General features: G+C 40.5%; 20 protein-coding genes, 15 tRNA genes, 1 rRNA gene and 1 riboswitch. Of the genes, 29 read left to right on the forward strand and 7 right to left on the reverse strand.

Annotated features, from left to right (window positions below):
- The 18 genes from rrf to ACFVS1_RS00090 all read left to right on the forward strand — a co-directional run.
- Positions 1 to 95: ribosomal RNA gene (gene rrf, locus ACFVS1_RS00005) — 5S ribosomal RNA — on the forward strand; the annotation flags it as partial.
- Positions 96 to 104: 9 nt separating this feature from the next.
- Positions 105 to 179, forward strand: a tRNA-Asn gene (locus ACFVS1_RS00010).
- A gap of 5 nt (positions 180 to 184) precedes the next feature.
- Positions 185 to 276, forward strand: a tRNA-Ser gene (locus tag ACFVS1_RS00015).
- Between the two features lie 9 nt (positions 277 to 285).
- A tRNA-Glu gene (locus ACFVS1_RS00020) sits at positions 286 to 360 on the forward strand.
- A gap of 15 nt (positions 361 to 375) precedes the next feature.
- Positions 376 to 451, forward strand: a tRNA-Val gene (locus ACFVS1_RS00025).
- Positions 452 to 556: 105 nt separating this feature from the next.
- Positions 557 to 630, forward strand: a tRNA-Met gene (locus tag ACFVS1_RS00030).
- A gap of 5 nt (positions 631 to 635) precedes the next feature.
- Positions 636 to 711: transfer RNA gene (locus tag ACFVS1_RS00035), tRNA-Asp, on the forward strand.
- Positions 712 to 723: 12 nt separating this feature from the next.
- A tRNA-Phe gene (locus ACFVS1_RS00040) sits at positions 724 to 799 on the forward strand.
- A 7-nt stretch (positions 800 to 806) separates the two neighbouring features.
- A tRNA-Thr gene (locus ACFVS1_RS00045) sits at positions 807 to 882 on the forward strand.
- 16 nt (positions 883 to 898) lie between these two features.
- A tRNA-Tyr gene (locus tag ACFVS1_RS00050) sits at positions 899 to 982 on the forward strand.
- A 10-nt stretch (positions 983 to 992) separates the two neighbouring features.
- Positions 993 to 1066 (forward strand) — tRNA-Trp (locus ACFVS1_RS00055).
- 17 nt (positions 1067 to 1083) lie between these two features.
- Positions 1084 to 1159, forward strand: a tRNA-His gene (locus ACFVS1_RS00060).
- A 35-nt stretch (positions 1160 to 1194) separates the two neighbouring features.
- A tRNA-Gln gene (locus ACFVS1_RS00065) sits at positions 1195 to 1269 on the forward strand.
- Between the two features lie 3 nt (positions 1270 to 1272).
- Positions 1273 to 1347, forward strand: a tRNA-Gly gene (locus ACFVS1_RS00070).
- A gap of 8 nt (positions 1348 to 1355) precedes the next feature.
- Positions 1356 to 1429 (forward strand) — tRNA-Cys (locus tag ACFVS1_RS00075).
- An 8-nt stretch (positions 1430 to 1437) separates the two neighbouring features.
- A tRNA-Leu gene (locus tag ACFVS1_RS00080) sits at positions 1438 to 1519 on the forward strand.
- Positions 1520 to 2246: 727 nt separating this feature from the next.
- Complete coding sequence (locus ACFVS1_RS00085; protein ID WP_352925603.1) at positions 2247 to 2678, forward strand: ASCH domain-containing protein; 432 nt, start codon at positions 2247 to 2249, stop codon at positions 2676 to 2678.
- A gap of 188 nt (positions 2679 to 2866) precedes the next feature.
- On the forward strand, positions 2867 to 3046 hold the full coding sequence (locus ACFVS1_RS00090; RefSeq protein ID WP_387544583.1) for a hypothetical protein: 180 nt from the start codon (positions 2867 to 2869) through the stop codon (positions 3044 to 3046).
- 36 nt (positions 3047 to 3082) lie between these two features.
- Here the strand turns inward: ACFVS1_RS00090 and ACFVS1_RS00095 are convergent, their stop codons facing one another.
- Complete coding sequence (locus ACFVS1_RS00095; protein WP_387544584.1) at positions 3083 to 3373, reverse strand: hypothetical protein; 291 nt, start codon at positions 3371 to 3373, stop codon at positions 3083 to 3085.
- Between the two features lie 415 nt (positions 3374 to 3788).
- On the reverse strand, positions 3789 to 3995 hold the full coding sequence (locus tag ACFVS1_RS00100; RefSeq protein WP_352925606.1) for a hypothetical protein: 207 nt from the start codon (positions 3993 to 3995) through the stop codon (positions 3789 to 3791).
- Between the two features lie 302 nt (positions 3996 to 4297).
- Here ACFVS1_RS00100 and glsA point away from each other — a divergent pair, with 302 nt between their 5' ends.
- Entirely contained in the window at positions 4298 to 5239 is a 942-nt protein-coding gene (glsA, locus tag ACFVS1_RS00105) for a glutaminase A (RefSeq protein ID WP_387549135.1), read from the forward strand.
- Between the two features lie 273 nt (positions 5240 to 5512).
- Here the strand turns inward: glsA and ACFVS1_RS00110 are convergent, their stop codons facing one another.
- Both ACFVS1_RS00110 and ACFVS1_RS00115 read right to left on the reverse strand, forming a co-directional pair.
- The gene (locus tag ACFVS1_RS00110; RefSeq protein ID WP_352925608.1) at positions 5513 to 5707 is read right to left on the reverse strand and encodes a hypothetical protein; all 195 of its coding nucleotides are present in this window, start codon (positions 5705 to 5707) and stop codon (positions 5513 to 5515) included.
- Positions 5694 to 6215: a tyrosine-type recombinase/integrase gene (locus ACFVS1_RS00115; protein WP_352926008.1), complete on the reverse strand. Its 522-nt coding sequence runs from the start codon at positions 6213 to 6215 to the stop codon at positions 5694 to 5696. The genes ACFVS1_RS00110 and ACFVS1_RS00115 overlap by 14 nt, the downstream gene beginning before the upstream one ends.
- A gap of 354 nt (positions 6216 to 6569) precedes the next feature.
- Between ACFVS1_RS00115 and ACFVS1_RS00120 the strand changes: the two genes are divergently transcribed.
- The 3 genes from ACFVS1_RS00120 to clpP all read left to right on the forward strand — a co-directional run bounded on the left by ACFVS1_RS00120 (position 6570) and on the right by clpP (position 8618).
- The gene (locus ACFVS1_RS00120; protein ID WP_387544586.1) at positions 6570 to 6896 is read left to right on the forward strand and encodes a hypothetical protein; all 327 of its coding nucleotides are present in this window, start codon (positions 6570 to 6572) and stop codon (positions 6894 to 6896) included.
- 399 nt (positions 6897 to 7295) lie between these two features.
- Positions 7296 to 8003: a sigma-70 family RNA polymerase sigma factor gene (locus tag ACFVS1_RS00125; protein WP_387544588.1), complete on the forward strand. Its 708-nt coding sequence runs from the start codon at positions 7296 to 7298 to the stop codon at positions 8001 to 8003.
- A 30-nt stretch (positions 8004 to 8033) separates the two neighbouring features.
- The gene (clpP, locus tag ACFVS1_RS00130; RefSeq protein WP_241593847.1) at positions 8034 to 8618 is read left to right on the forward strand and encodes an ATP-dependent Clp endopeptidase proteolytic subunit ClpP; all 585 of its coding nucleotides are present in this window, start codon (positions 8034 to 8036) and stop codon (positions 8616 to 8618) included.
- Between the two features lie 102 nt (positions 8619 to 8720).
- Here clpP and ACFVS1_RS00135 read toward each other — a convergent pair whose 3' ends face one another.
- Together ACFVS1_RS00135 and ACFVS1_RS00140 are read right to left on the reverse strand one after the other, a co-directional pair.
- Positions 8721 to 9614: a TauD/TfdA dioxygenase family protein gene (locus ACFVS1_RS00135; RefSeq protein WP_387544589.1), complete on the reverse strand. Its 894-nt coding sequence runs from the start codon at positions 9612 to 9614 to the stop codon at positions 8721 to 8723.
- A gap of 30 nt (positions 9615 to 9644) precedes the next feature.
- On the reverse strand, positions 9645 to 10634 hold the full coding sequence (locus tag ACFVS1_RS00140; RefSeq protein ID WP_387544591.1) for an ABC transporter substrate-binding protein: 990 nt from the start codon (positions 10632 to 10634) through the stop codon (positions 9645 to 9647).
- Positions 10635 to 11016: 382 nt separating this feature from the next.
- On the opposite strand from ACFVS1_RS00140, the gene ACFVS1_RS00145 reads away from it, so the two are divergent.
- Both ACFVS1_RS00145 and ACFVS1_RS00150 read left to right on the forward strand, forming a co-directional pair.
- The gene (locus tag ACFVS1_RS00145) at positions 11017 to 11784 is read left to right on the forward strand and encodes an ABC transporter ATP-binding protein (RefSeq protein WP_387544592.1); all 768 of its coding nucleotides are present in this window, start codon (positions 11017 to 11019) and stop codon (positions 11782 to 11784) included.
- 23 nt (positions 11785 to 11807) lie between these two features.
- Complete coding sequence (locus tag ACFVS1_RS00150) at positions 11808 to 12641, forward strand: ABC transporter permease (protein ID WP_387544593.1); 834 nt, start codon at positions 11808 to 11810, stop codon at positions 12639 to 12641.
- 60 nt (positions 12642 to 12701) lie between these two features.
- On the opposite strand, the gene ACFVS1_RS00155 is transcribed toward ACFVS1_RS00150, so the two are convergent.
- The gene (locus tag ACFVS1_RS00155; protein ID WP_387544594.1) at positions 12702 to 13928 is read right to left on the reverse strand and encodes an ATP-binding protein; all 1227 of its coding nucleotides are present in this window, start codon (positions 13926 to 13928) and stop codon (positions 12702 to 12704) included.
- A 656-nt stretch (positions 13929 to 14584) separates the two neighbouring features.
- Here ACFVS1_RS00155 and ACFVS1_RS00160 point away from each other — a divergent pair.
- The 5 genes from ACFVS1_RS00160 to ACFVS1_RS00180 all read left to right on the forward strand — a co-directional run bounded on the left by ACFVS1_RS00160 (position 14585) and on the right by ACFVS1_RS00180 (position 19255).
- Positions 14585 to 15505 carry a glycerophosphodiester phosphodiesterase gene (locus ACFVS1_RS00160; RefSeq protein ID WP_387544595.1) on the forward strand — a complete coding sequence of 307 codons (921 nt, stop codon included), beginning with the start codon at positions 14585 to 14587 and terminating at the stop codon, positions 15503 to 15505.
- Positions 15506 to 15660: 155 nt separating this feature from the next.
- On the forward strand, positions 15661 to 16800 hold the full coding sequence (locus ACFVS1_RS00165; RefSeq protein WP_352925621.1) for a zinc-dependent alcohol dehydrogenase: 1140 nt from the start codon (positions 15661 to 15663) through the stop codon (positions 16798 to 16800).
- A gap of 319 nt (positions 16801 to 17119) precedes the next feature.
- Positions 17120 to 17572: a hypothetical protein gene (locus tag ACFVS1_RS00170; protein WP_387544597.1), complete on the forward strand. Its 453-nt coding sequence runs from the start codon at positions 17120 to 17122 to the stop codon at positions 17570 to 17572.
- A 225-nt stretch (positions 17573 to 17797) separates the two neighbouring features.
- Complete coding sequence (locus ACFVS1_RS00175; RefSeq protein WP_387544599.1) at positions 17798 to 18331, forward strand: histidine phosphatase family protein; 534 nt, start codon at positions 17798 to 17800, stop codon at positions 18329 to 18331.
- A gap of 135 nt (positions 18332 to 18466) precedes the next feature.
- The gene (locus tag ACFVS1_RS00180) at positions 18467 to 19255 is read left to right on the forward strand and encodes an HAD family hydrolase (protein ID WP_352925627.1); all 789 of its coding nucleotides are present in this window, start codon (positions 18467 to 18469) and stop codon (positions 19253 to 19255) included.
- A 116-nt stretch (positions 19256 to 19371) separates the two neighbouring features.
- A riboswitch (TPP riboswitch) is annotated at positions 19372 to 19486 on the forward strand.
- Positions 19487 to 19585: the final 99 nt, after the last annotated feature.

Here is a 19585-nt window from a genome sequence, read left to right on the forward strand (position 1 = left end):
GTCACACCCGTTCCCATTCCGAACACGGCAGTTAAGCTCTTCAGCGCCGATGGTAGTTGGGGGTTTCCCCCTGTGAGAGTAGGACGTCGCCAAGCTTATATTGTTCCGCAGTAGCTCAGTGGTAGAGCATTCGGCTGTTAACCGAACGGTCGTAGGTTCGAGTCCTACCTGCGGAGCCATTATTGGAGAGCTGTCCGAGTGGCCGAAGGAGCACGATTGGAAATCGTGTAGACGGGTAACCCTGTCTCAAGGGTTCAAATCCCTTGCTCTCCGCCATTTATACCTGGCCCGTTGGTCAAGCGGTTAAGACACCGCCCTTTCACGGCGGTAACACGGGTTCGAATCCCGTACGGGTCACCATTTAGACAACATATTGGAGGATTAGCTCAGCTGGGAGAGCATCTGCCTTACAAGCAGAGGGTCGGCGGTTCGATCCCGTCATCCTCCACCATTTTTCAATAACATCAAGTTGTTTCAGCATAAAGGATTGATTAATTCAACCCATTGAAACGCTCAACACGAAAGCTTGATTTATAAAAAGTAACATTATTACCGTCGCGGGGTGGAGCAGTCCGGTAGCTCGTCGGGCTCATAACCCGAAGGTCGCAGGTTCAAATCCTGTCCCCGCAATCTATGGTCCCGTGGTGTAGCGGTTAACATGCCTGCCTGTCACGCAGGAGATCGCGGGTTCGATTCCCGTCGGGACCGCCATTTTTATTGCTTGGCTCAGTAGCTCAGTCGGTAGAGCAAAGGACTGAAAATCCTTGTGTCGGCGGTTCGATTCCGTCCTGAGCCACCATAGTAGTGCCGGTGTAGCTCAACTGGTAGAGCAACTGACTTGTAATCAGTAGGTTGGGGGTTCAAGTCCTCTTGCCGGCACCATGTTTCATCCATATGCGGAGGGGTAGCGAAGTGGCTAAACGCGGCGGACTGTAAATCCGCTCCTTAGGGTTCGGCAGTTCGAATCTGCCCCCCTCCACCATCTTTATTACAGGGGTATAGTTTAAAGGTAGAACAGAGGTCTCCAAAACCTCCAGTGTGGGTTCGAGTCCTACTACCCCTGCCAATTCAAATTCTATAATGGCGATTGTGGCGAAGTGGTTAACGCACCTGATTGTGGTTCAGGCATTCGTGGGTTCGATTCCCATCAGTCGCCCCATTTAATAAAATATGATATAATGATTACAACGTTAATGGGCTATAGCCAAGCGGTAAGGCAACGGATTTTGATTCCGTCATGCGAAGGTTCGATCCCTTCTAGCCCAGCCATATGCGAAAGTAGTTCAGTGGTAGAATACAACCTTGCCAAGGTTGGGGTCGCGGGTTCGAATCCCGTCTTTCGCTCCAAAAACGTTGGCGGCATAGCCAAGCGGTAAGGCAGAGGTCTGCAAAACCTTTACCACCGGTTCGATTCCGGTTGCCGCCTCCAACAAACATGCCGGTGTGGCGGAATTGGCAGACGCGCACGACTCAAAATCGTGTTCCTCACGGAGTGCCGGTTCGACCCCGGCCACCGGTATCAAATGGTCGAAACAAACGTTGAGTTAAAAGGATTCTTACAGAAATGTAGGGGTCCTTTTTTCTTTGTCTGCACACGATTTTCTCCGAAATAATCTGATTTATATAATCGTGCGACTTGTCAAAGGACAATGATATTTGATGAGGCGTACCAACGATTTAACTCCTAGTGAAATTGCAAAACTTCATATAAATACAAAGTCTGATGCAATAGACTTTAAAACCGCACTGGAATGCTTCCTTGAAGACTGTGAAATAAGGAATTGCCATGATTTTCTATTTGTAAATATCGACAATGATCCATTAACTAAAAGACAGATGCAATCGCAAATATCCAGTGCAAGGTGTCTTTAGTATTGCCTTTTTAGGGTATTCCCTTGTGAGCTGCCGTTAAGCACAAGTTAATAGACAAAACAAAGGAAAAAATAGCTGATTTTAAGCAGGAGAAAACTGTTCTACAATTCGATTTTTCTAGCTTTATCGACAGTGAAAAGTTAGAACCGTTTACTGTAGAATTGCCAAAATAATGCACTAGCATCTATTATGTCCACATGCACTTAGTGTTGCAACAAAATATAGTTAGGACCACGAGGACAGCGTACATTTTGGTTTGCTGTCTTTTTTATGGCAAAAGAGAACATTAAATCTAGATACAGTCTATATTATCCTTATTTAAGGGAACTATATAACCAATTAACTTAATGATGTCAGGAGCAGGGGGATTAATAATGAAAGTACTGTCGATGATCCAGCCTTGGGCAAGCTTATTTGTCCTTAGGGAAGCCGAATATGAAACAAGGACTTGGAGAACGCATTATCGGGGTCCTCTTGCTATTCATACGAGCAAAAAAGTAGATAAGCCCGCCTGTAGACGGGATGGAGTTGCCGAGCTGCTGGCTAAGCATGGGTATACAGAAGATAATCTGCCGACCGGAATGATAATTGGAGTCTGCAAGCTGAAAAACTGTTTGAAAATAGAAGAAAACAATGGAAAGTGGGCGGTCTTAGAAGATAGTCGGGTTATTTCAGGGAACGACTTGTTTTTAGGGGATTACAGAGTTGGCGGCTATGCCTGGGAAATTGAAGACATGCGGATGCTCGATGAATATATTCCTGCAAAAGGGCAGCTTGGGCTGTGGGAGTTTAGCGGAAAGATATAAGTAACAAACCATAGTGGCACTGAATCGGAAATTCTATGCTTGTGGTTTTGGTGATTTTTCATAGTTCTGAGACTAATTTTTGCTTGTTTCCGCTATTACATCAAGCTTCACACTTAATTGTGTGAAGCTTTTTTGTGTTCATGACGCACTACAGAATATGTACAAATGATGTGCGGGGGCATTATGCAATGGTTTTTAATCACTCCAGAATGAAGGGAATTGAAACCAAGGAGCAAACAAAATCGAATCAAACAATTGGCTGCTTATCGGAGTTTAAAGGTGATAGAATCTTATGCACTGAAATCGTTATTTTATCAACGTTTGTTCTTACAATTAAAAAGAAAAAACGAATGGGTCAAAGAGTATGAACTCTACCATTCGTTTCGTAAACTTTGTTAATTGATTTAGATTTCAATATTCATAGTATTCAAGTCTGCTTCCGTATAGCCAGAAGCGGATAGTGCGATTTCAATTTTTTCAGCAGCCTTATAATCAAATAATTTGAATTTAGACATTAATGCGAAAGCGTTTTGATTTTCGATCGCCAAGGCAACAGCCTCCACGTCTTGCAGTAACTTCAGGTCTTCAATGTAGAATTGGGCGGTTCTCATCGCTAAATACTCATTCGTTGTAGTCGAACTGTAGAAAAGCCTTGTTAAAGTGGCGATTGCGTTAGGAACGAAAATCTTATTCATAATTACCCCTCCACTATTCATAATATTCTGTCACCTGAGTCATTACTAGTATGAGTCACTCTAAAAATGTTGTCAATCTTTATCTTTTGAACATTTTACTCACCAGTTGAAAGTAGGTATATATAGAAATTGAGTAATAAAATATCTGAGACTTTTCCAAAGGCAAAAATCATTGCACCGAAGCGCACGAAGTAGGCTAAAGAATGAAGGTTGTTTACAAAAGAGACCAAACTATATGTAATATGTTGATTCAAGCTCGATCGTTAGGTCTCAGTTTCGATCATACCCAGATTGGATTATAAACTTCATCCATTTACTTTATTCAACAAATGGGCCATTTTTTTTAGAAATTTTTTCAATGATGAGATCGTTTCTGTGCTCGGAAATTTTAAAGGGCTTATGAAACAACAGATCCTTATAAACTGTAAAGAAGGCGGGCTTCCACATTACGCAGCTCTCCAGATGAAACACTATCAGCCACAATTATTTGCATTGTTCTCGTAGTTGTCATTCGTTTGTCTGGATGCTTCATTTGTAGCTGCTGTTGTATCGCTCGGAAAAGTTCATTATTTTCTGGCCGGTTGGCGTTATAGATTTCTTGTAAACTTTTTGATTTTCCCATGACCTTTCCTACTTTCCATCAAGTGTGAAATACATATCTAAGCTTATGCGATAATATTCGTATGTTTTATATTTCCGTCTTCTCGCTTCTAATTCCTTCTTTTTTCAATTAAATATTTAAAGAACAGAGAAGGTTGCCCCTGTTTTTTTACAAGGCGTTAGCCCACCTGTCTTACAGCTTGACCTTTGACGTATTTGTTGTTGTTCTTTGTCTTTATGTTTTTAAATAATCTCGATGAAATATGGAAATAAATAATGAAACCACTATCTAAATTTTCTAAGGGGCGGTAAATTGTGAACAATATGGGATGTCAATGCAGTTCCAATGAAGAATTACAGCAACTGGTCAATGAGGCAAAAAAATATACAAATATGGGAACAGTGGCTGACTATATACCGGCTCTTGAAAAAGCGAATCCTGGGGATTTGTCTGTTGCAATTTACTATCCTGACGGAAAAGGATATTGTGCTGGGGATGTAAAAGGTAAAATGACTCTGCAAAGCATATCAAAAGTTTTGACACTTGCTCTTGTATTAATGGAAAAGGGAGAGGAATATGTCTTTTCCTATGTAGGAAAAGAACCTACCGGCGACCCTTTTAACTCAATTGCCAAGTTAGAGACAAACAAGCCATCCAAGCCGTTAAACCCGATGATCAATGCAGGAGCATTGACTGTGACCCACATGATAGCAGGTAACAGTGTAAATGAGCGATTTCAGCGTATTTTACATTTTATCCGGGAGTTGACGCAAAATCCCACTATTGGTTTTAATGAAGAGGTTGCCCGGTCTGAATACAATACAGCAGACTTGAATAGGGCGTTAAGCTATTTTTTAAAGCAGCATCATGTAATTAATGAGGATGTGGAGGATTTAATCGAATTGTATTCGAAACAGTGTGCCATTGAAATGGACAGTCAGGATTTAGCGAGGATTGGCTGTGTGCTGGCCATGAATGGGAAAGATTTGCTGACGGGAAAGCAAATCATCCCCGGGGACATTGCCCGTATTTGCAAGACATTCATGGTTACTTGCGGCATGTATAACGCATCAGGTGAATTTGCCATTAATGTTGGCATACCGGCTAAAAGCGGTGTGTCAGGGGGAATCATGGGGGCCGTACCCGGAAAATGTGGGATTGGAATTTACGGTGCAGCGCTGGATGAAAAGGGGAACAGCGTTGCCGGGATGAAAATCTTGGAAATGATGGCGAAAAAGTATTCCTTAAGTATGTTTAATTTGTAAACATTGAAACCATTACAGAGTGAGTCGGATGATATCCATTACTTTTTTTATTCGAAAGTTGTCTGGAATCAAATCGTAAGCATACGGCTTAGGAGAGTCAGAGAAGAGAGAGAATGAAGTTTGAACGAGGAGCTTTTTGTGGTGTTACAGGAAGATGAAAGGGCCTATCAGATGCATTATAAATGAGGTTCAGTTTAAAGCCTTAAAGAAACAAGCATTTACTTTCAAGGAAAAAAAAGACCTCTGCACATTAAGGCAAGGGTCTTAAGCCAATCATAACAAATTGGAGAAAAGAGTTACTTTTTTATATAAAGCATTTACCTCTTTATTTCGAGGTTCCCCGATTTCATTTCTTAGCTGGCCTTCCATATCGGTCATTAAATCAGCTAATTTCAATGCCTTTTGTCTGTCGGAAATATTGCTGCGAATGATAGATTCATATTTTGCGTTGTATTCAGTCAGTGACATTTCTTCCGTCCTCCCATAGTGCAAAGTCATTTAAACTGTCCTCTGTTACATCATCAGCAACCCCGATGTACCTTAGTGTAATTTCAGGATATGAATGGTTAAGGATCATTTGTAACTCAGCAAGGTTCTTACTTCGTTTATAGTGCCAGTACCCGAAGGTTTTCCGCATGGTATGGGTACCGACGCCCACGATGTCCACCATGTCCGCTGCTTTATTAAGCTGTCTGTAAGCTTGTATCTTACTTATTGGCTTATCGCCCTTGCGTGAGGGGAATAGCCATTCACCATCAATGGTGGCTATATAGGCGGCCAATTCATTACATACATTGTTAAGCTGTATCATTCTTGGCTTTTTTGTTTTCCCTTCCTTGATGATTACCTCCATCTTGCCTTTAATGTCCTTTATCTTCAGCGATAATAAATCAGTTACACGCAAGCCGGTATTGATGCCTAACAAGAACAATATGTAGTCTCTCTCGCTGCAATGTCTTTTCAATGACCATTTCATATCATTTAATTTTTCCAATGATCTAATTGGTTGAACGTCTATTAAATGTTCTTTCGGCAAATGTGTTCACCCTTAATTCACACTAATGGAATCAGTATTTTGAATGTATACTTTTAAGAGTAACACTGAAAAAGGCCGGAAGTCAATTTGAGGAGTATACTGATATTTTTTGGACTGTCCATTTAATAGGGTTCGGAGTATTTTTAGTTGTTTAATGAATAATAGCAATAAAAAATTCTGGAACTTGATATAATGAAAATAGTAATATTTTTCTAAACTAGTGTTATTGGTGGATAATTAATAGAGGATTTAATTGTGAATTTATTATGCTTTAGCAGGATAGGGGAAACCACCATGAAGAGAGTTTTAGCTATATTGAAAAAGGTGCTGCCTTTAAGGTCAAGGTTGATTACTATGGCAATTATGATAGCCGTTTTTTACTGCATGTTCATGTTCGCAGACCTGGAGAATGAAAAGTCAGACAGCGAGCGTCATAACGAGCGATCAGTGAATTTTGAAGAGATGAACGATGAAGAATCTGAAGAGATGCCTGCAGGTTCTTTGGTGAACTATTGTAAAGATAGCGCTAATGAAAGTCGCACCTCCAATTGGTTTGGTATTGAAGAAAACGAAATGGAACCTAGCGAATACACGGTCGAATGCATTGAACACTTGGAATAGCAGCATTACGGATCACCCGGAATTTTGAGATTCAGGATTCACATCAAGGACTTCCGGGAAGTCAGGCTTATCGGAACAAGATGCGATTTAGGAAAACGTAACGACATTGAGGAACATTACTGTAAGCAGGAGGTCACATCCAAAGATTGCTTAATGGAATGCAAGGAGAATAATAATTGGTTTGGGAAAATAAGGTCTTCACTCGGGGAGGCCCTATTTGTTGCATCATTAGCATTAGCCTGTTTGGATCTTAACCAAACAGGTTTTTAGTATGAAAGGAAATCCAAAGGAAAAAATGGAATAGAATATAATGGAGAATGAAGGAAAATTTTTCACCCCCATATCTTTTTCTCTTTCTGAAACGTTTATAGGATAGAGGGTGTTGAAGGAGTGAGAAAAATGATAAATAAGTTGAGTGAAGATATTTCTGAAGAAAAGGATAACGGTGCCATTTTGCGTGAAGTCTATCCTGAATTGCTTCGGTTTTGCCGATTCCTGACCCAAAATAATTGGGATGGGGATGATTTGGCACAGGAAACGATATTGAAGGCAATGCAGGGCTATGGGAAGAAAACGGAGATAACAACCGCTTTATTGAAAACGATAGCCCGACATTCCTGGATTGATACGATTAGAAAAAGAAAAAAAGAATCCTTAGACGATCTGTTGGATATTGAACAGCAGGCGGCAGGTGGGGAAAACGTCTTTGAAACGGTTGAATATATAATGAAATCCCTTACCCCGAAACAAGCTGTAGTGTTCATATTAAAGGAAGGGTTCCTCTATCGGTCAAAAGAAATCTCAGATTATTTGAAGACCACGGAAACGGCAGTAAAGGCCATCTTGAACCGTGTGAAAAAGCGTTTTGACAATGACGCTGATGAGCGTATGTTGTCTTGTGTGGAAGATTGGCAGGATGAGGAGGAACAGCGGCTCATGTCCCTGATTACACAGGCTTTAAAAGCACAAAATCCTGATATCCTCATCAGAAGCATCCCATCTTTCAAATCCCTGAACAGTGAATCGATGATTCCTAAACTGATGAATCGTCCGATTCTTTCCAAATCAAGCTTCACTCCTTCAAACACACTCTCAATGGCTGCATAGCCAATATTATTGTTAGGAGGAAGAAGAGATATGACCACCATTCCATATGTAATTGAGCAATCAAGCAAGGGTGAGCGCTCGTACGATATTTATTCCAGACTTCTAAAAGACCGTATCATCATGATTGGGGAAGAAATCACCGATCATTTAGCCAATAGCGTGGTTGCCCAATTGTTATTCTTGGCAGCTGATGCACCAGATAAAGAAATTACCATCTTCATAAACAGTCCGGGGGGATCGACCAGTGCCGGTTTCGCCATTTATGATACGATGCAATATATTAAGCCTGATGTCCGGACTGTATGTACGGGGATGGCTGCATCATTCGGTGCCATGCTTCTATTAGCGGGTACGAAAGGGAAAAGGTGTGCTTTGCCAAATAGTGAAATCATGCTTCATCAACCGCTTGGTGGGGCGAGGGGGCAAGCCACGGAAATTGAAATCTCTGCCCGAAGGATTTTGAAGCTAAAGGATCATATCAATCAAATCATCTCGGAAAGGACCGGTCAGCCTATCGAAAAGGTGGCGAAGGACACCGATCGTGATTATTTCTTAAGCGCAAATGAAGCGAAGGATTACGGTATAATCGATGAAATAATCGTTAAGGCTAATTAATCCTGATAAAACGCCATGTAAGCTCAAAATAATAAGGACGAAAATCAAAGGAAACTGCCGATATGATATCGGCAGTTTCTTTTTTTCACTCGATACATTAGTTTATTTTTTAATAATTAGTTTGCTGGACTCGTTCTCCTTGTTTACGGGAACGTCTTTTCCGACAGTGACCCTGCGAACGACGCGGTGCCGGTCCCCGTAATCGGCAATGGCATAATGCTGCGTGGCCAGGTTATCCCAAATGGCCACGTCCCCTTCACTCCATTGCCAACGCACGGTATTTTCTAAGCGCGTGACGTATGAATCGAAGATACTTAATAATCTTTCGGATTCGCTTGTTGTATATCCTTCCACTCTACCAGCAAAGCCACCTAATAACAAATGCCTTTTTCCGGTTTCTGCGTGCACGTGAACGACTGGGTGCCTTGTTTTATAAATGGTCGATTCGAATACATCTCGATATTTCTTTTTAACCTCATCATCGATGTTTTCAGCTGGTTTGAATTGGGCATAATCATATTCATTTGTATGAATCGCCCATAGTCCGTCCGCTAATTTCTTCAATCCATCCGGCAGGTCCTCATATGCTTCATTCGTATTTGCCCAGACTGTATCTCCGCCAACGTCAGGGATGGTTACACCTCTTAAAATAGAGTATTTTGGAACTTCTGGAACGAAAGTGACATCAGTATGCCAATGGTTCGCTTTTGCACCCCTTTCGGAATCAAGTTCGAAAATATAGTTAGAATTGTCTTTGACCGGTACTGTAGGATGTGCATAAGGCTCACCCAATAGTTTGGCGAATGCTTCTTGGCTGGCATCGTCCAAATGATTTTGGTCTTTGAAGAATACGACTTTATGATCGTTTAACGCTTGTTTGATTTCACTGAAAATAGCTAAATCCAAGTCTCCGCTTAATTGGACTCCATGAATTTCCGCTCCAATCCTTCCTGCTACCGGTACCACTTTCAATTGTTGTGTTTTAGTTTCCGTCATAATCAATCTCCTCCTGTAATGTATGTTTTTTTATTTTTTAAAGGCTTCATCAATGTATTCATTGTGGATCTTATTTTTAAAATTAAATGATTTCTTGATATAACCCACACCAGCTAAAGTATCGATGGAATCTTGTTGTGCTTTGATGGCATCTTCGGTAAAGAAGATATTTGGTTCTTCGGCCGTCATTATTGTCTTGACCGTACCCACAGGCAATTTAGTTTCTTTGGAATAAATTTCAGATGCTTCATCTGGATGTTCAATTTGCCAGTCGGCAGCTTTTTTATAAACCTTTAAATAGGCCTCGACAATTTCAGGATGCTCTTCGGCAAAGCCCTTACGTGCAATGATTGCACCAGGAGCCAATATTTTTCCTTTTACTTTAAGTGCGACAGCATTCCCTTTTTCAATATTATTAAGATAATAAGGGTTCCATATCGCCCAGGCGTCCAATTGTTTGGTTTCAAAAGCTGCTTGAGCATCATCCGGTTGTAAATTGATGAGTTTAATGTCATCAATCGTTAAACCATGGGCTTTCAAAGCCTTGATTAAATACACATGACCCGTTGTCCCCGAGGCAACCCCGACCGTTTTTCCTTTTAAGTCTTCTATCTTCTTTATGTCACCTTCTGCTTGAACCAGAATCCGGACAGAGGACTCACCCTGACCTGTTTGGGCAATCACTTCGAATGGCAGATTCTTATCAATACCGGCAATCAGTGCACCATCCCCTAAAAAGGACAGGTCAACCCGATTGGAAGCAAGGGATTCCAAGAGCGGGGGACCACTCGAGAATTCACTCCACTCGACTTGTGCATCCAGTTTAGAAAACTCTTCGTTGAACAATCCCTTTTCCTTTGCAATGACCAATGGTCCCATCTTACCATTTAAGGCAATATGAACTTTCAGCGGATCACTTTTCCCGGAAGCTCTGCCGGCATCGGAATTACAGCCTGCCAATACAGCGATGCTAATGATGGCAAGTAGTAATGCAGTTAACTTGTTACGATATTCCTTCATGAATTCCCTCCTTTTTAGTACACTTACCACATCTGGATAGTCAGATTAATGACAAAAAGAGATTCAACGAAGAGTATGCCGGGGTACTCCTCATTGAATCTCCGGTAGTCCAGTTGATTCACATGACCTTTATTCAATTGGCTCCAGTGTGAAGCGGTTTTGTGTATGAATGCATCTTATCAGCTGTTAGAATTATCTGTCAATTATTTTTTTGCAATTAATCCGATAAAATAAATTGGTATTAAGTGTTGATTAAAAATAATCGATAAGTTAATATAAAATGAAATATTGAATCGACTAGTTAACTAGAGATTCAGCAAAGGGACAATATGTGCCTTTTTGCTGGATCTCTATTTTTTTTATTTAAGAAAGGGTGAGGGGATTGGTTGCGTCGTTAGAAATTAATCAAGTAAGCAAAACATTTAGGAATGAGAATGAAAGTGTCCATGTTTTGGATCATTTAAAACTGACCGTCAACAATGGTGAATTCGTCACCATCATTGGTCCGAGCGGCTGCGGGAAAAGCACATTATTAAAGTTGATCGCAGGACTTGATTCAGACTTTGACGGAGCAATCATGGCAGGGAATCATCCGGTTAGCGGCCCTTCTAAAGACCGTGGATTCATTTTTCAGGAGCATCGCTTATTTCCATGGCTAAACGTGGAGAAGAATATTGCAGGTAACCTTCCATTAAAGAAACCGGACATTCGAAAAAGGGTGGATGATTTGATTTCACTTGTTAAACTAAAAGGATTTGAAAAGGCGTATCCACGCCAATTATCCGGTGGAATGTCGCAGCGTGTTGCCATTGCCAGGGCTTTATTACGTAATCCGGAAGTATTATTGCTGGATGAGCCATTCGGTGCATTGGATGCATTCACGCGAACGCATCTTCAAGAGGCTTTACTAGAAATATGGGAGAGGAATAAGACAACGATGGTGCTTGTCACCCATGATATAGATGAATCCATCTTTTTATCGAGGAAAGTGGTCGTCATGGATGCAAAGCCTGGACGGATTAAAGCTATCGTTCCAATTGATTTGCCATATCCAAGAACGCGAACAAGCAAAGCGTTTCAGGAATTCAGGTCCGTCATATTAACCCAACTTGATCATCAGCCAGTAGAAGCGGAAGATTGGAGCATTTAATTAAATTTTTGAAAAAAGGAAGGATGAAAATAATGTCTACACAGACCGTTGCTCAAAATAAGCCGCTTGTCATAAGGGAAAAGACAAAACAATCCAAACTCGCCAAATCGGCATTGCGGGGTTCGGTCCTTCCCGTTGTCGTGTTGATTGCATGGCAAACATTAGGATCGGTTGGCGTCCTGTCAGCCCAATTATTCTCATCACCTTTATTGATCGTCACGACTTTCATTGATCTCGTTCAGTCGGGGGAAATGGGCATCCATTTACAAATCAGTTTAACGCGTGCTCTTCTAGGCTTTGCATTAGGTGGATTTTTAGGATTATTGTTTGGAGTCATCGTTGGCATGCAAAAAAAATCCGAAGAATATTTAAATCCAAGCATTCAAATGTTACGAACGGTCCCTTTACTTGCGATTACCCCTTTATTCATTATGTGGTTCGGATTTGGTGAACTATCTAAAGTGCTGCTTATTGCTTTAGGTGCTTTTTTTCCTTTATATTTACAAACTTTTTTGGGTCTTCGGAATGTGGATAAAAAACTGTACGATGTTGCTCTAATCTTGGAGTTTAACCGTCGGGAACAAATAACGAAACTCATGATTCCGGCAGCTTTACCAAACATATTACTTGGTATCCGTTTAGCCTTAAGTGCGGCTTGGATGTGCCTGGTCGTCGCTGAATTGCTGGGTGCGGATAGAGGAGTGGGCTTCATGATCCAGGATGCCCGTTCATTCATGCAAACGGACGTCGTATTCGTAGGCATCATCATTTTTGCCCTCGCTGGTAAAATCTCAGACTCGTTTGTCCGCTTTTTAGAAAATCATTTGCTGAAATGGCAAGATAGTTTTAAAGCCTAATTGAAAAAGGATGACCGCCCGATGATGGGGGGGCATCCTTTTTCAATTAGGGATGTATGTTTAATCTATTTCTTTATATAAGGGCAAATAAATGGTGAACGATGTTCCTTTGTTCACTTCGCTCTGTACCACGATTTTCCCTTTGTATTTTTGAACGATGGAATAACAAACGGTCAGGCCGATACCGGTTCCCCTATCTTTAAGTGAATAAAAGGGGGTACCTAGTATTTCAATCTGTTTTTTTGAGAGGCCAATTCCTGTATCCGTTATTCGTATTTTTGCCATAGTGCGTTCCTGCTCTGTTTCCACCTTGATGAATCCGGGGTTGTTCATTGACTCAATTCCATTTTTCATGATATTGACCAGTATCTGTTTAAGCTCGATGGGATTCATGTTAATGTGCAGGTCGTCACGGAAATCCAGGAGAAAGCCTATGTTGCGATTATTGGCGAAACTGGTTAAGAGTTCGGAAATCTTTTGGATTTCATAATTTAAAGGAATGACCTGTACATTATCCGTTTGCGGTTTTGCCAAAGACAAATAGTCATTGATTATCACTTGTGTATATTCAAGTTCTGTAAGCATGGTCTGTACATAAAATTTTTCCGTTTCATTCAGTTCCTTTTCTTGATCTAATAGCTGGGCAAATCCTTTTACGACTGTAATCGGATTGCGTATCTCATGTGCAATGGTGGCAGCAAGCTGTCCGACTGAGTTCAGTTGTTTGGCCTGCTGTATTTCCTTATGAAATGCATTAGTGGATTCCACCCTATTATTGGTTCCTATGAATACGAATACCAATATGATTTGTATAGCGATGAAATTAAGCGTGTTGCCGAAACTATCCAAAGCGACATATTCATAAGTATATTGAAGTTCCGTTTTTGAAATGATCAAGATGGAAGCGGGACCTAATATGATATTTAAAGTGGCGACAACATAAAACCCGATTTTATCAAAGAGAAAAATGGGAATCAAGGGTGCTAAAGCAAATAAAGCCAGCATGATTGCGGTATCTGGAAATATCAAGAATTTTCCATATAAATAAACAGTAATTAAGAAAATGAATAGGGTTTTATAAAAATTGACTTCTGTTTTTAAGTAAAATAACAGAGAAATTATCATCCCCGATATTAAAATGAGCTGTAATATCATCTCGTAGGGATTATCTTTCCAACTTATAGGTGAAACAGAAATCCCAACTAAAAGTAAAAAGGATATCATTGCCATGAATGCTTTCAGTATAAATCGGTGTTTGTTTTGATAATATTGATAATTTTTTAACATAATTCCCCTTAATATTAATATTCTGTTTGTTTGTTTAATAGTAATATGATACTAGTTTTTTGTAAATCAGAAAAAGATAGATTTTGTCATCGATAGTCTTTGTATCCATATTTTAGAAAAGACAATACTCCCTGAAAGGTTCGGTTGGAATACAGTAGCGGAAGGGGAGGTCAGGGAGTTAAGGTAACCATTCCCTCCAGAACCTCTTGGTATGTCAACATTGGCACATCTGATCTAATATCTGGAATTTATCGTCTCTAAGTTTGGTTCAATATGGATATGGAAGGCCTAAAGTGTCAATGAAACGGATAAATATTTATTTAACGGAGCAGTAAGGAGTTATGTAAGGGTTAGGAAATATTTAGTTATGTTCATTTGGGTGACTGTTTTTTTCTACTATTTCAATATGAACATCCCAAAAAACTTTTTATATTTTCTTATTGGATTACCAGTATCCATGTTTAGGACTTTTAACGGGCTTTTAATCATTTAAGCTGTCATCCAAATTTTGAATTAGGTCAAACTACATGAATGCCCTGTGTTTGATAGGTTATTTTAACCATTTTGACTAATATATTATTTCTTTACATTATATTTGCTGTAAGTTCACATTCCCCCTCTAAAATGGTGGTAATAGTAGGAGGGAGAGAGGGAAAATGAAAATGAATATAAAGAAATTCGGTTTTTGTATGATGAGTGCGGCCTTTATATTGCAGGCTACTTCCATGGGGGCCCTAGCTGCAAATGGAAATCATTCCAATTCATCTATTTATGAGAAGAAAATTGTGAATATCGCACATCGGGGAGCTTCTGGTTATGCACCTGAACATACCATTCCCGCTTATCAATTGGGAGAACAAATGAAAGGCGACTACATAGAAATCGATCTTCAAATGACCAAGGATGGAAGATTGATAGCCATGCATGATGAAAAGGTGGATCGTACAACGAATGGTACGGGGCTTGTGAAGGATTTAACGCTGGCAGAAATCAAGAAACTGGATGCCGGTACATGGTTCAATGAAAAATATCCGCAATTGGCAAAAGAGGTATATGAAGGGTTAACGGTTCCCACTCTTGAAGAAGTCTTTAAGAAGTTCGGAAAGCAAGCCAATTACTATATCGAAACAAAGTCCCCTGAAGTATATCCGGGAATGGAAGAAGAACTTCTGCAGGTTCTGGAAGAATATAAAATGGTGGATTCAAAAGGCCGTACCAAGAATGTATTAATTCAATCGTTCAGTAAAGAAAGCCTTATGAAGGTTCATGACATGAATCCAAAGTTACCGCTTGTGCAACTTTTTTCTTATAAGAACCCAGCAACCATTTCCGATGAAGAATTGGAGTCCATTAAGGAATATGCAATTGGCGTTGGCCCGAACTTCAATAAGGTAGACGGACAGTATGTGAAGATGGTTCGCGACCATGACCTCCAATTCCATCCATATACCGTAAATGAAAGAGCGGATATGAAAAAGGCTCTTGAATGGGGTGCAACGGGGCTGTTTACGAATTATCCCGATGTATTCAACGAGGTACTAAGTGAGTACAAGCACAATAATAAAGTACCTAAATAAATAGTTTCATAGGTGAGTCCCGGTCTCCGGGGCTTTTTTTGTCATACAGGTGCAGCATAAGGAAGAGTTTCTTGGGGAAATTAGCTGTTCATAGGCTTAGTAGCCTTTTTTGACGGGTATATCAAATGTATTAAGAATATTTTAGGAGGTTGAATATGAAGGCTGTAACTTTTCAAGGAGCAAAAGATATACAGGTAAAACAAGTTGAAGATCCAAAACTTCAGCAAAAGGATGATATCATCGTCCGAGTGACTTCAACGGCTATTTGCGGGTCCGACCTCCATATATACCAGGGGGCTTTGCCGACGCATAAAGATTATGTCATTGGCCATGAACCGATGGGCATCGTCGAAGAAGTGGGTCCGGAAGTAACGAAGGTGAGAAAAGGGGACCGGGTTGTCCTGCCTTTCAACATTTCTTGTGGGCACTGTTATTATTGTGAACATGATATGGAGAGTCAATGTGATAATTCCAACCCCAATGAAGCGGTGGATACAGGCGGATACTTTGGTTTTACGGAACGATATGGGAACTATCCAGGCGGGCAGGCAGAATATTTAAGGGTACCATATGGAAACTTCATGCCGTTTGTCATCCCAGAGTCATGTGAACTTGAAGATGAAGCGCTTTTGTTCATGTCCGATGTGCTGCCAACCGCATATTGGAGTGTAGAGAACGCTGGCGTCAAGAAAGGTGATACAGTAGCGGTATTGGGCTGTGGGCCGATTGGTTTGATGGCTCAGAAGTTCGCTTGGATGAAAGGAGCAAAAAGGGTCATTGCCATCGACAATCTTCCTTATAGACTCAATAAGGCTAAACAGATGAATAAGGTTGAGGCGTATAACTTCGATGAATATAACGATATGGGCAGCTACATTAAGGAAATCACTTCAGGCGGGGCAGATGTGGTCATAGATTGTGTGGGAATGGATGGCAAGAAATCAACGATAGAGGCGATTGAGCAAAAGCTGAAACTTCAGGGTGGAACGTTAAGTGCGATCGAGATTGCACTTAATGCCGTACGTAAATTCGGCACGATCCAACTGACTGGCGTATACGGATCCAAATATAATATGTTCCCATTAGGCAATTTATTTGAGCGGAACATTAATCTGAAAATGGGACAAGCACCGGTCATTCACTACATGCCCAAGCTTTTTGATAAGATCACGGCTGGAGAGTTCGACCCCACGGAAATCATATCCCATAAAGTTCCTTTAGAAAATGCGAGTGAGGCTTATCAAATCTTTAACGAGCACGAAGATGAATGTATTAAAGTGGTGCTAAAGCCATAATGTGAAGCTTATAAAAGTCCAATGCCTTGAGCGGCATTGGACTATTTAGTTGGGTTCATAAATAGAACAAAGTTAACGGTTATTATCGATAAAGGTATAAATGAGGAATAAAAAATATGAATGATAATTATCAGGATTTGTGGCTTACGTATCAGCGAATCCCGAAATATGACAATTGACCCTTCAGTGTTGAAGGAGAGTATGAATTGAAAAAAGAGTCGCTATAAAAAAAGATGCAAGTGAACTTGAATAAGGGTTTTTGGTAATGAAATGTACTATTTATATTATATAATGACAATGTCAAAAGGAGGACGTACAGATGGTATATAATTCGGCAGCAGAACTTTGTGAAGGGTTTGGGTATCCGCCCGTTCATGTCAAATTGACGATAGACATCGTCGATAAGAGATTGGGACCTGTAAAGGCGGAAGCAGAGATTGCTATCAAGCCTGTTAAGTCAAAGGCATATCTGGAAGTATTGGTGGAGGAATTGGAATCGGATCATATCTTTGCTGATGAAAATGGCAGTATCTATGGCAGCTTCGGCATCGATCAAAGCATCCAGATATATGATGAAGTCCTGACTACCATTCCGTTCGATGAGTTGATCGGAAATGAAAATTGGAAAGAGACAGTTGAGGAATCCATCACTGTGGATAAGCTTAGGGAACAACTGGGGAAATCTCTCAATGATTATCAATTCAGTGATTTGAGCGGAAAATACAAATTCAGGAAAAGATGTACGATAACAGAACTACAATTCATAGAATAAACGATAAATGGAGAAGGCGAAACGCGTTCTCTTTTTTCGATGCTATCATAATTAAACGATGGAACTTTAATGATTTTTGAACATAAATACAGTGCCAAGGAGAGTTCAGTAAGGGTTTAATGGTTACACATACTTTTTTAAAAAGTTTTACATAGGGTAATATATTGATAAGGGTTTTTTACAAGAAAAAGAAATGTATATTTTAAAAGTTAAAAAGGAGAAGATATGAAAATTGGTTTGGTACGGCATTTTAAGGTGGCACATGAATTTCCTACTGGGAGATCGGTAACGGCGGATGATATGAAGCAATGGTTTGAGGACTATGATGCAGCCGATATTATTTATGGGACGACTTTATTTGGCGTGGAAGAATGGCAGGCATGTTATTGCAGTGATATGTCGAGAGCTGTCAAGACAGCGGAGCATATCTATCCAGGTACGGTTCACCGGATGGAAGAGCTGCGGGAAATACCCTCCCCGCCTCTTAAAGGAAGGGTAAAACTGCCATTCATCCTTTGGGCCATCTGGATTCGCTGCTGCTCGGTGTTCAAAAAGCAGACAAGGGCGGAAATTAAGATCGCAGAGCGAAGGATCAATAAAGTATTGGATGAAGTCTTTGCAAAGGGGGAACGGGATGTGCTGATCGTGAGTCATGCCGCCCTCATGGTATATATGAGGAAAGAGCTGATCCGACGGGGGTTCACCGGTCCAAAATTCAATATCGCCAGTAATGGTAAGCTGTATGTATTTGAAAGATGATAAGTGAGTAAGGGTTTCCCGCTAGAAAAGGTAAGTCATTTTCCGAATAGTTATTCTTTTTTTATTGGTTGTGGTTTATTATTGTAATAGTGTAATTTTTACGAATTCAATAATAGGGAAAGAGGGGTGGACATTTTGCTGAAGGCAGTTTTTTTTGATTTAGATGATACATTACTATGGGATCAGAAAAGTGTAAAAGAAGCTTTTGTGGCCACATGTGAAGCGGCCAAGGAGAAATATGATCTAAATGTCGACGAGTTTGAAGAAGCTGTGCGAAAGGAAGCGCGTGAGCTTTATTCTTCTTACGATACATATGCATTCACACAAATGATCGGAATCAACCCATTTGAGGGGCTATGGGGAAATTTCCAGGATGATCATGATGAATTCAGGAAGATGGCGGGGATTGCACCGGCTTATCGGAAAGAAGCGTGGACGAGAGGGTTATTGGCATTAGGGATCGATGACCCAGAATTTGGGCTTGAACTGGCAGAACGTTTCCCTGCGGAGAGACGCAAAAAGCCATTTATCTATGAAGAAACATTCCGTGTTCTGGATGAATTAAAAGGGAAGTATAAGTTGCTATTGCTTACGAACGGATCTCCTGAGCTGCAAAATACTAAACTTGAAATCACTCCTGAACTGGTTCCTTATTTCGACCAAATCGTGATATCAGGCGCATTTGGAAGAGGTAAACCGGATGCCTCCATTTTTGAGCATGCTTTGGAAATCATGGAGCTTGATAAGGATGAAGTATTGATGGTCGGCGATAATTTAATGACGGATATCCTCGGGGCGTCACGAGTAGGCATAAAGTCGGTTTGGATAAATCGTCATGATAAGGAACGGAATGAAGTGATTCCAACCTATGAAATCAAGCATTTAGAGGAGCTTTACCCAATCCTTGAGAGCCTGGGGAATTAATTAACGGCTCTCCTTCAAAAAACAAATTTTGGAGAGTTGTAATGAAAATATTAGGTCTTTCAAATTATTTACAGGATGAAAAGGGTGAGATATAGTTACCCTGTAATCAATTAAATTATTCAGACTAGGGGTGTCCAATAAAAGTTGGGCTGAGAGAGAAGCGCTTAAGCTTCTTAACCCTCAGGACCTGATCTGGTTCATACCAGCGTGGGGAAGTTAGAATCTACTAAACAATGACTTTTCAATTGGTCATTTCTGTAGTCATACTAACGTTAGCCAGGTCTTAAATATGAGATCTGGCTTTTTCGTGCGAAATGGATTGGATTTTGT

Source organism: Peribacillus sp. NPDC058075 (genome assembly GCF_042885195.1).
GTDB lineage: Bacteria > Bacillota > Bacilli > Bacillales > DSM-1321 > Peribacillus.

Coding starts and splice junctions, on each gene's coding strand:
- ACFVS1_RS00160 (WP_387544595.1), top strand. CDS start 14,585: ATGAAAATGAATATAAAGAAATTCGGTTTTTGTATGATGAGTGCGGCC.
- ACFVS1_RS00150 (WP_387544593.1), top strand. CDS start 11,808: ATGAAAATAATGTCTACACAGACCGTTGCTCAAAATAAGCCGCTTGTC.
- ACFVS1_RS00175 (WP_387544599.1), top strand. CDS start 17,798: ATGAAAATTGGTTTGGTACGGCATTTTAAGGTGGCACATGAATTTCCT.
- ACFVS1_RS00170 (WP_387544597.1), top strand. CDS start 17,120: ATGGTATATAATTCGGCAGCAGAACTTTGTGAAGGGTTTGGGTATCCG.
- glsA (WP_387549135.1), top strand. CDS start 4,298: ATGGGATGTCAATGCAGTTCCAATGAAGAATTACAGCAACTGGTCAAT.
- ACFVS1_RS00125 (WP_387544588.1), top strand. CDS start 7,296: ATGATAAATAAGTTGAGTGAAGATATTTCTGAAGAAAAGGATAACGGT.
- ACFVS1_RS00115 (WP_352926008.1), bottom strand. CDS start 6,215: ATGAAATGGTCATTGAAAAGACATTGCAGCGAGAGAGACTACATATTG.
- ACFVS1_RS00095 (WP_387544584.1), bottom strand. CDS start 3,373: ATGAATAAGATTTTCGTTCCTAACGCAATCGCCACTTTAACAAGGCTT.
- ACFVS1_RS00090 (WP_387544583.1), top strand. CDS start 2,867: ATGGTTTTTAATCACTCCAGAATGAAGGGAATTGAAACCAAGGAGCAA.
- ACFVS1_RS00100 (WP_352925606.1), bottom strand. CDS start 3,995: ATGGGAAAATCAAAAAGTTTACAAGAAATCTATAACGCCAACCGGCCA.
- ACFVS1_RS00110 (WP_352925608.1), bottom strand. CDS start 5,707: ATGTCACTGACTGAATACAACGCAAAATATGAATCTATCATTCGCAGC.
- ACFVS1_RS00120 (WP_387544586.1), top strand. CDS start 6,570: ATGAAGAGAGTTTTAGCTATATTGAAAAAGGTGCTGCCTTTAAGGTCA.
- ACFVS1_RS00165 (WP_352925621.1), top strand. CDS start 15,661: ATGAAGGCTGTAACTTTTCAAGGAGCAAAAGATATACAGGTAAAACAA.
- clpP (WP_241593847.1), top strand. CDS start 8,034: ATGACCACCATTCCATATGTAATTGAGCAATCAAGCAAGGGTGAGCGC.
- ACFVS1_RS00085 (WP_352925603.1), top strand. CDS start 2,247: ATGAAAGTACTGTCGATGATCCAGCCTTGGGCAAGCTTATTTGTCCTT.
- ACFVS1_RS00135 (WP_387544589.1), bottom strand. CDS start 9,614: ATGACGGAAACTAAAACACAACAATTGAAAGTGGTACCGGTAGCAGGA.
- ACFVS1_RS00140 (WP_387544591.1), bottom strand. CDS start 10,634: ATGAAGGAATATCGTAACAAGTTAACTGCATTACTACTTGCCATCATT.
- ACFVS1_RS00155 (WP_387544594.1), bottom strand. CDS start 13,928: ATGTTAAAAAATTATCAATATTATCAAAACAAACACCGATTTATACTG.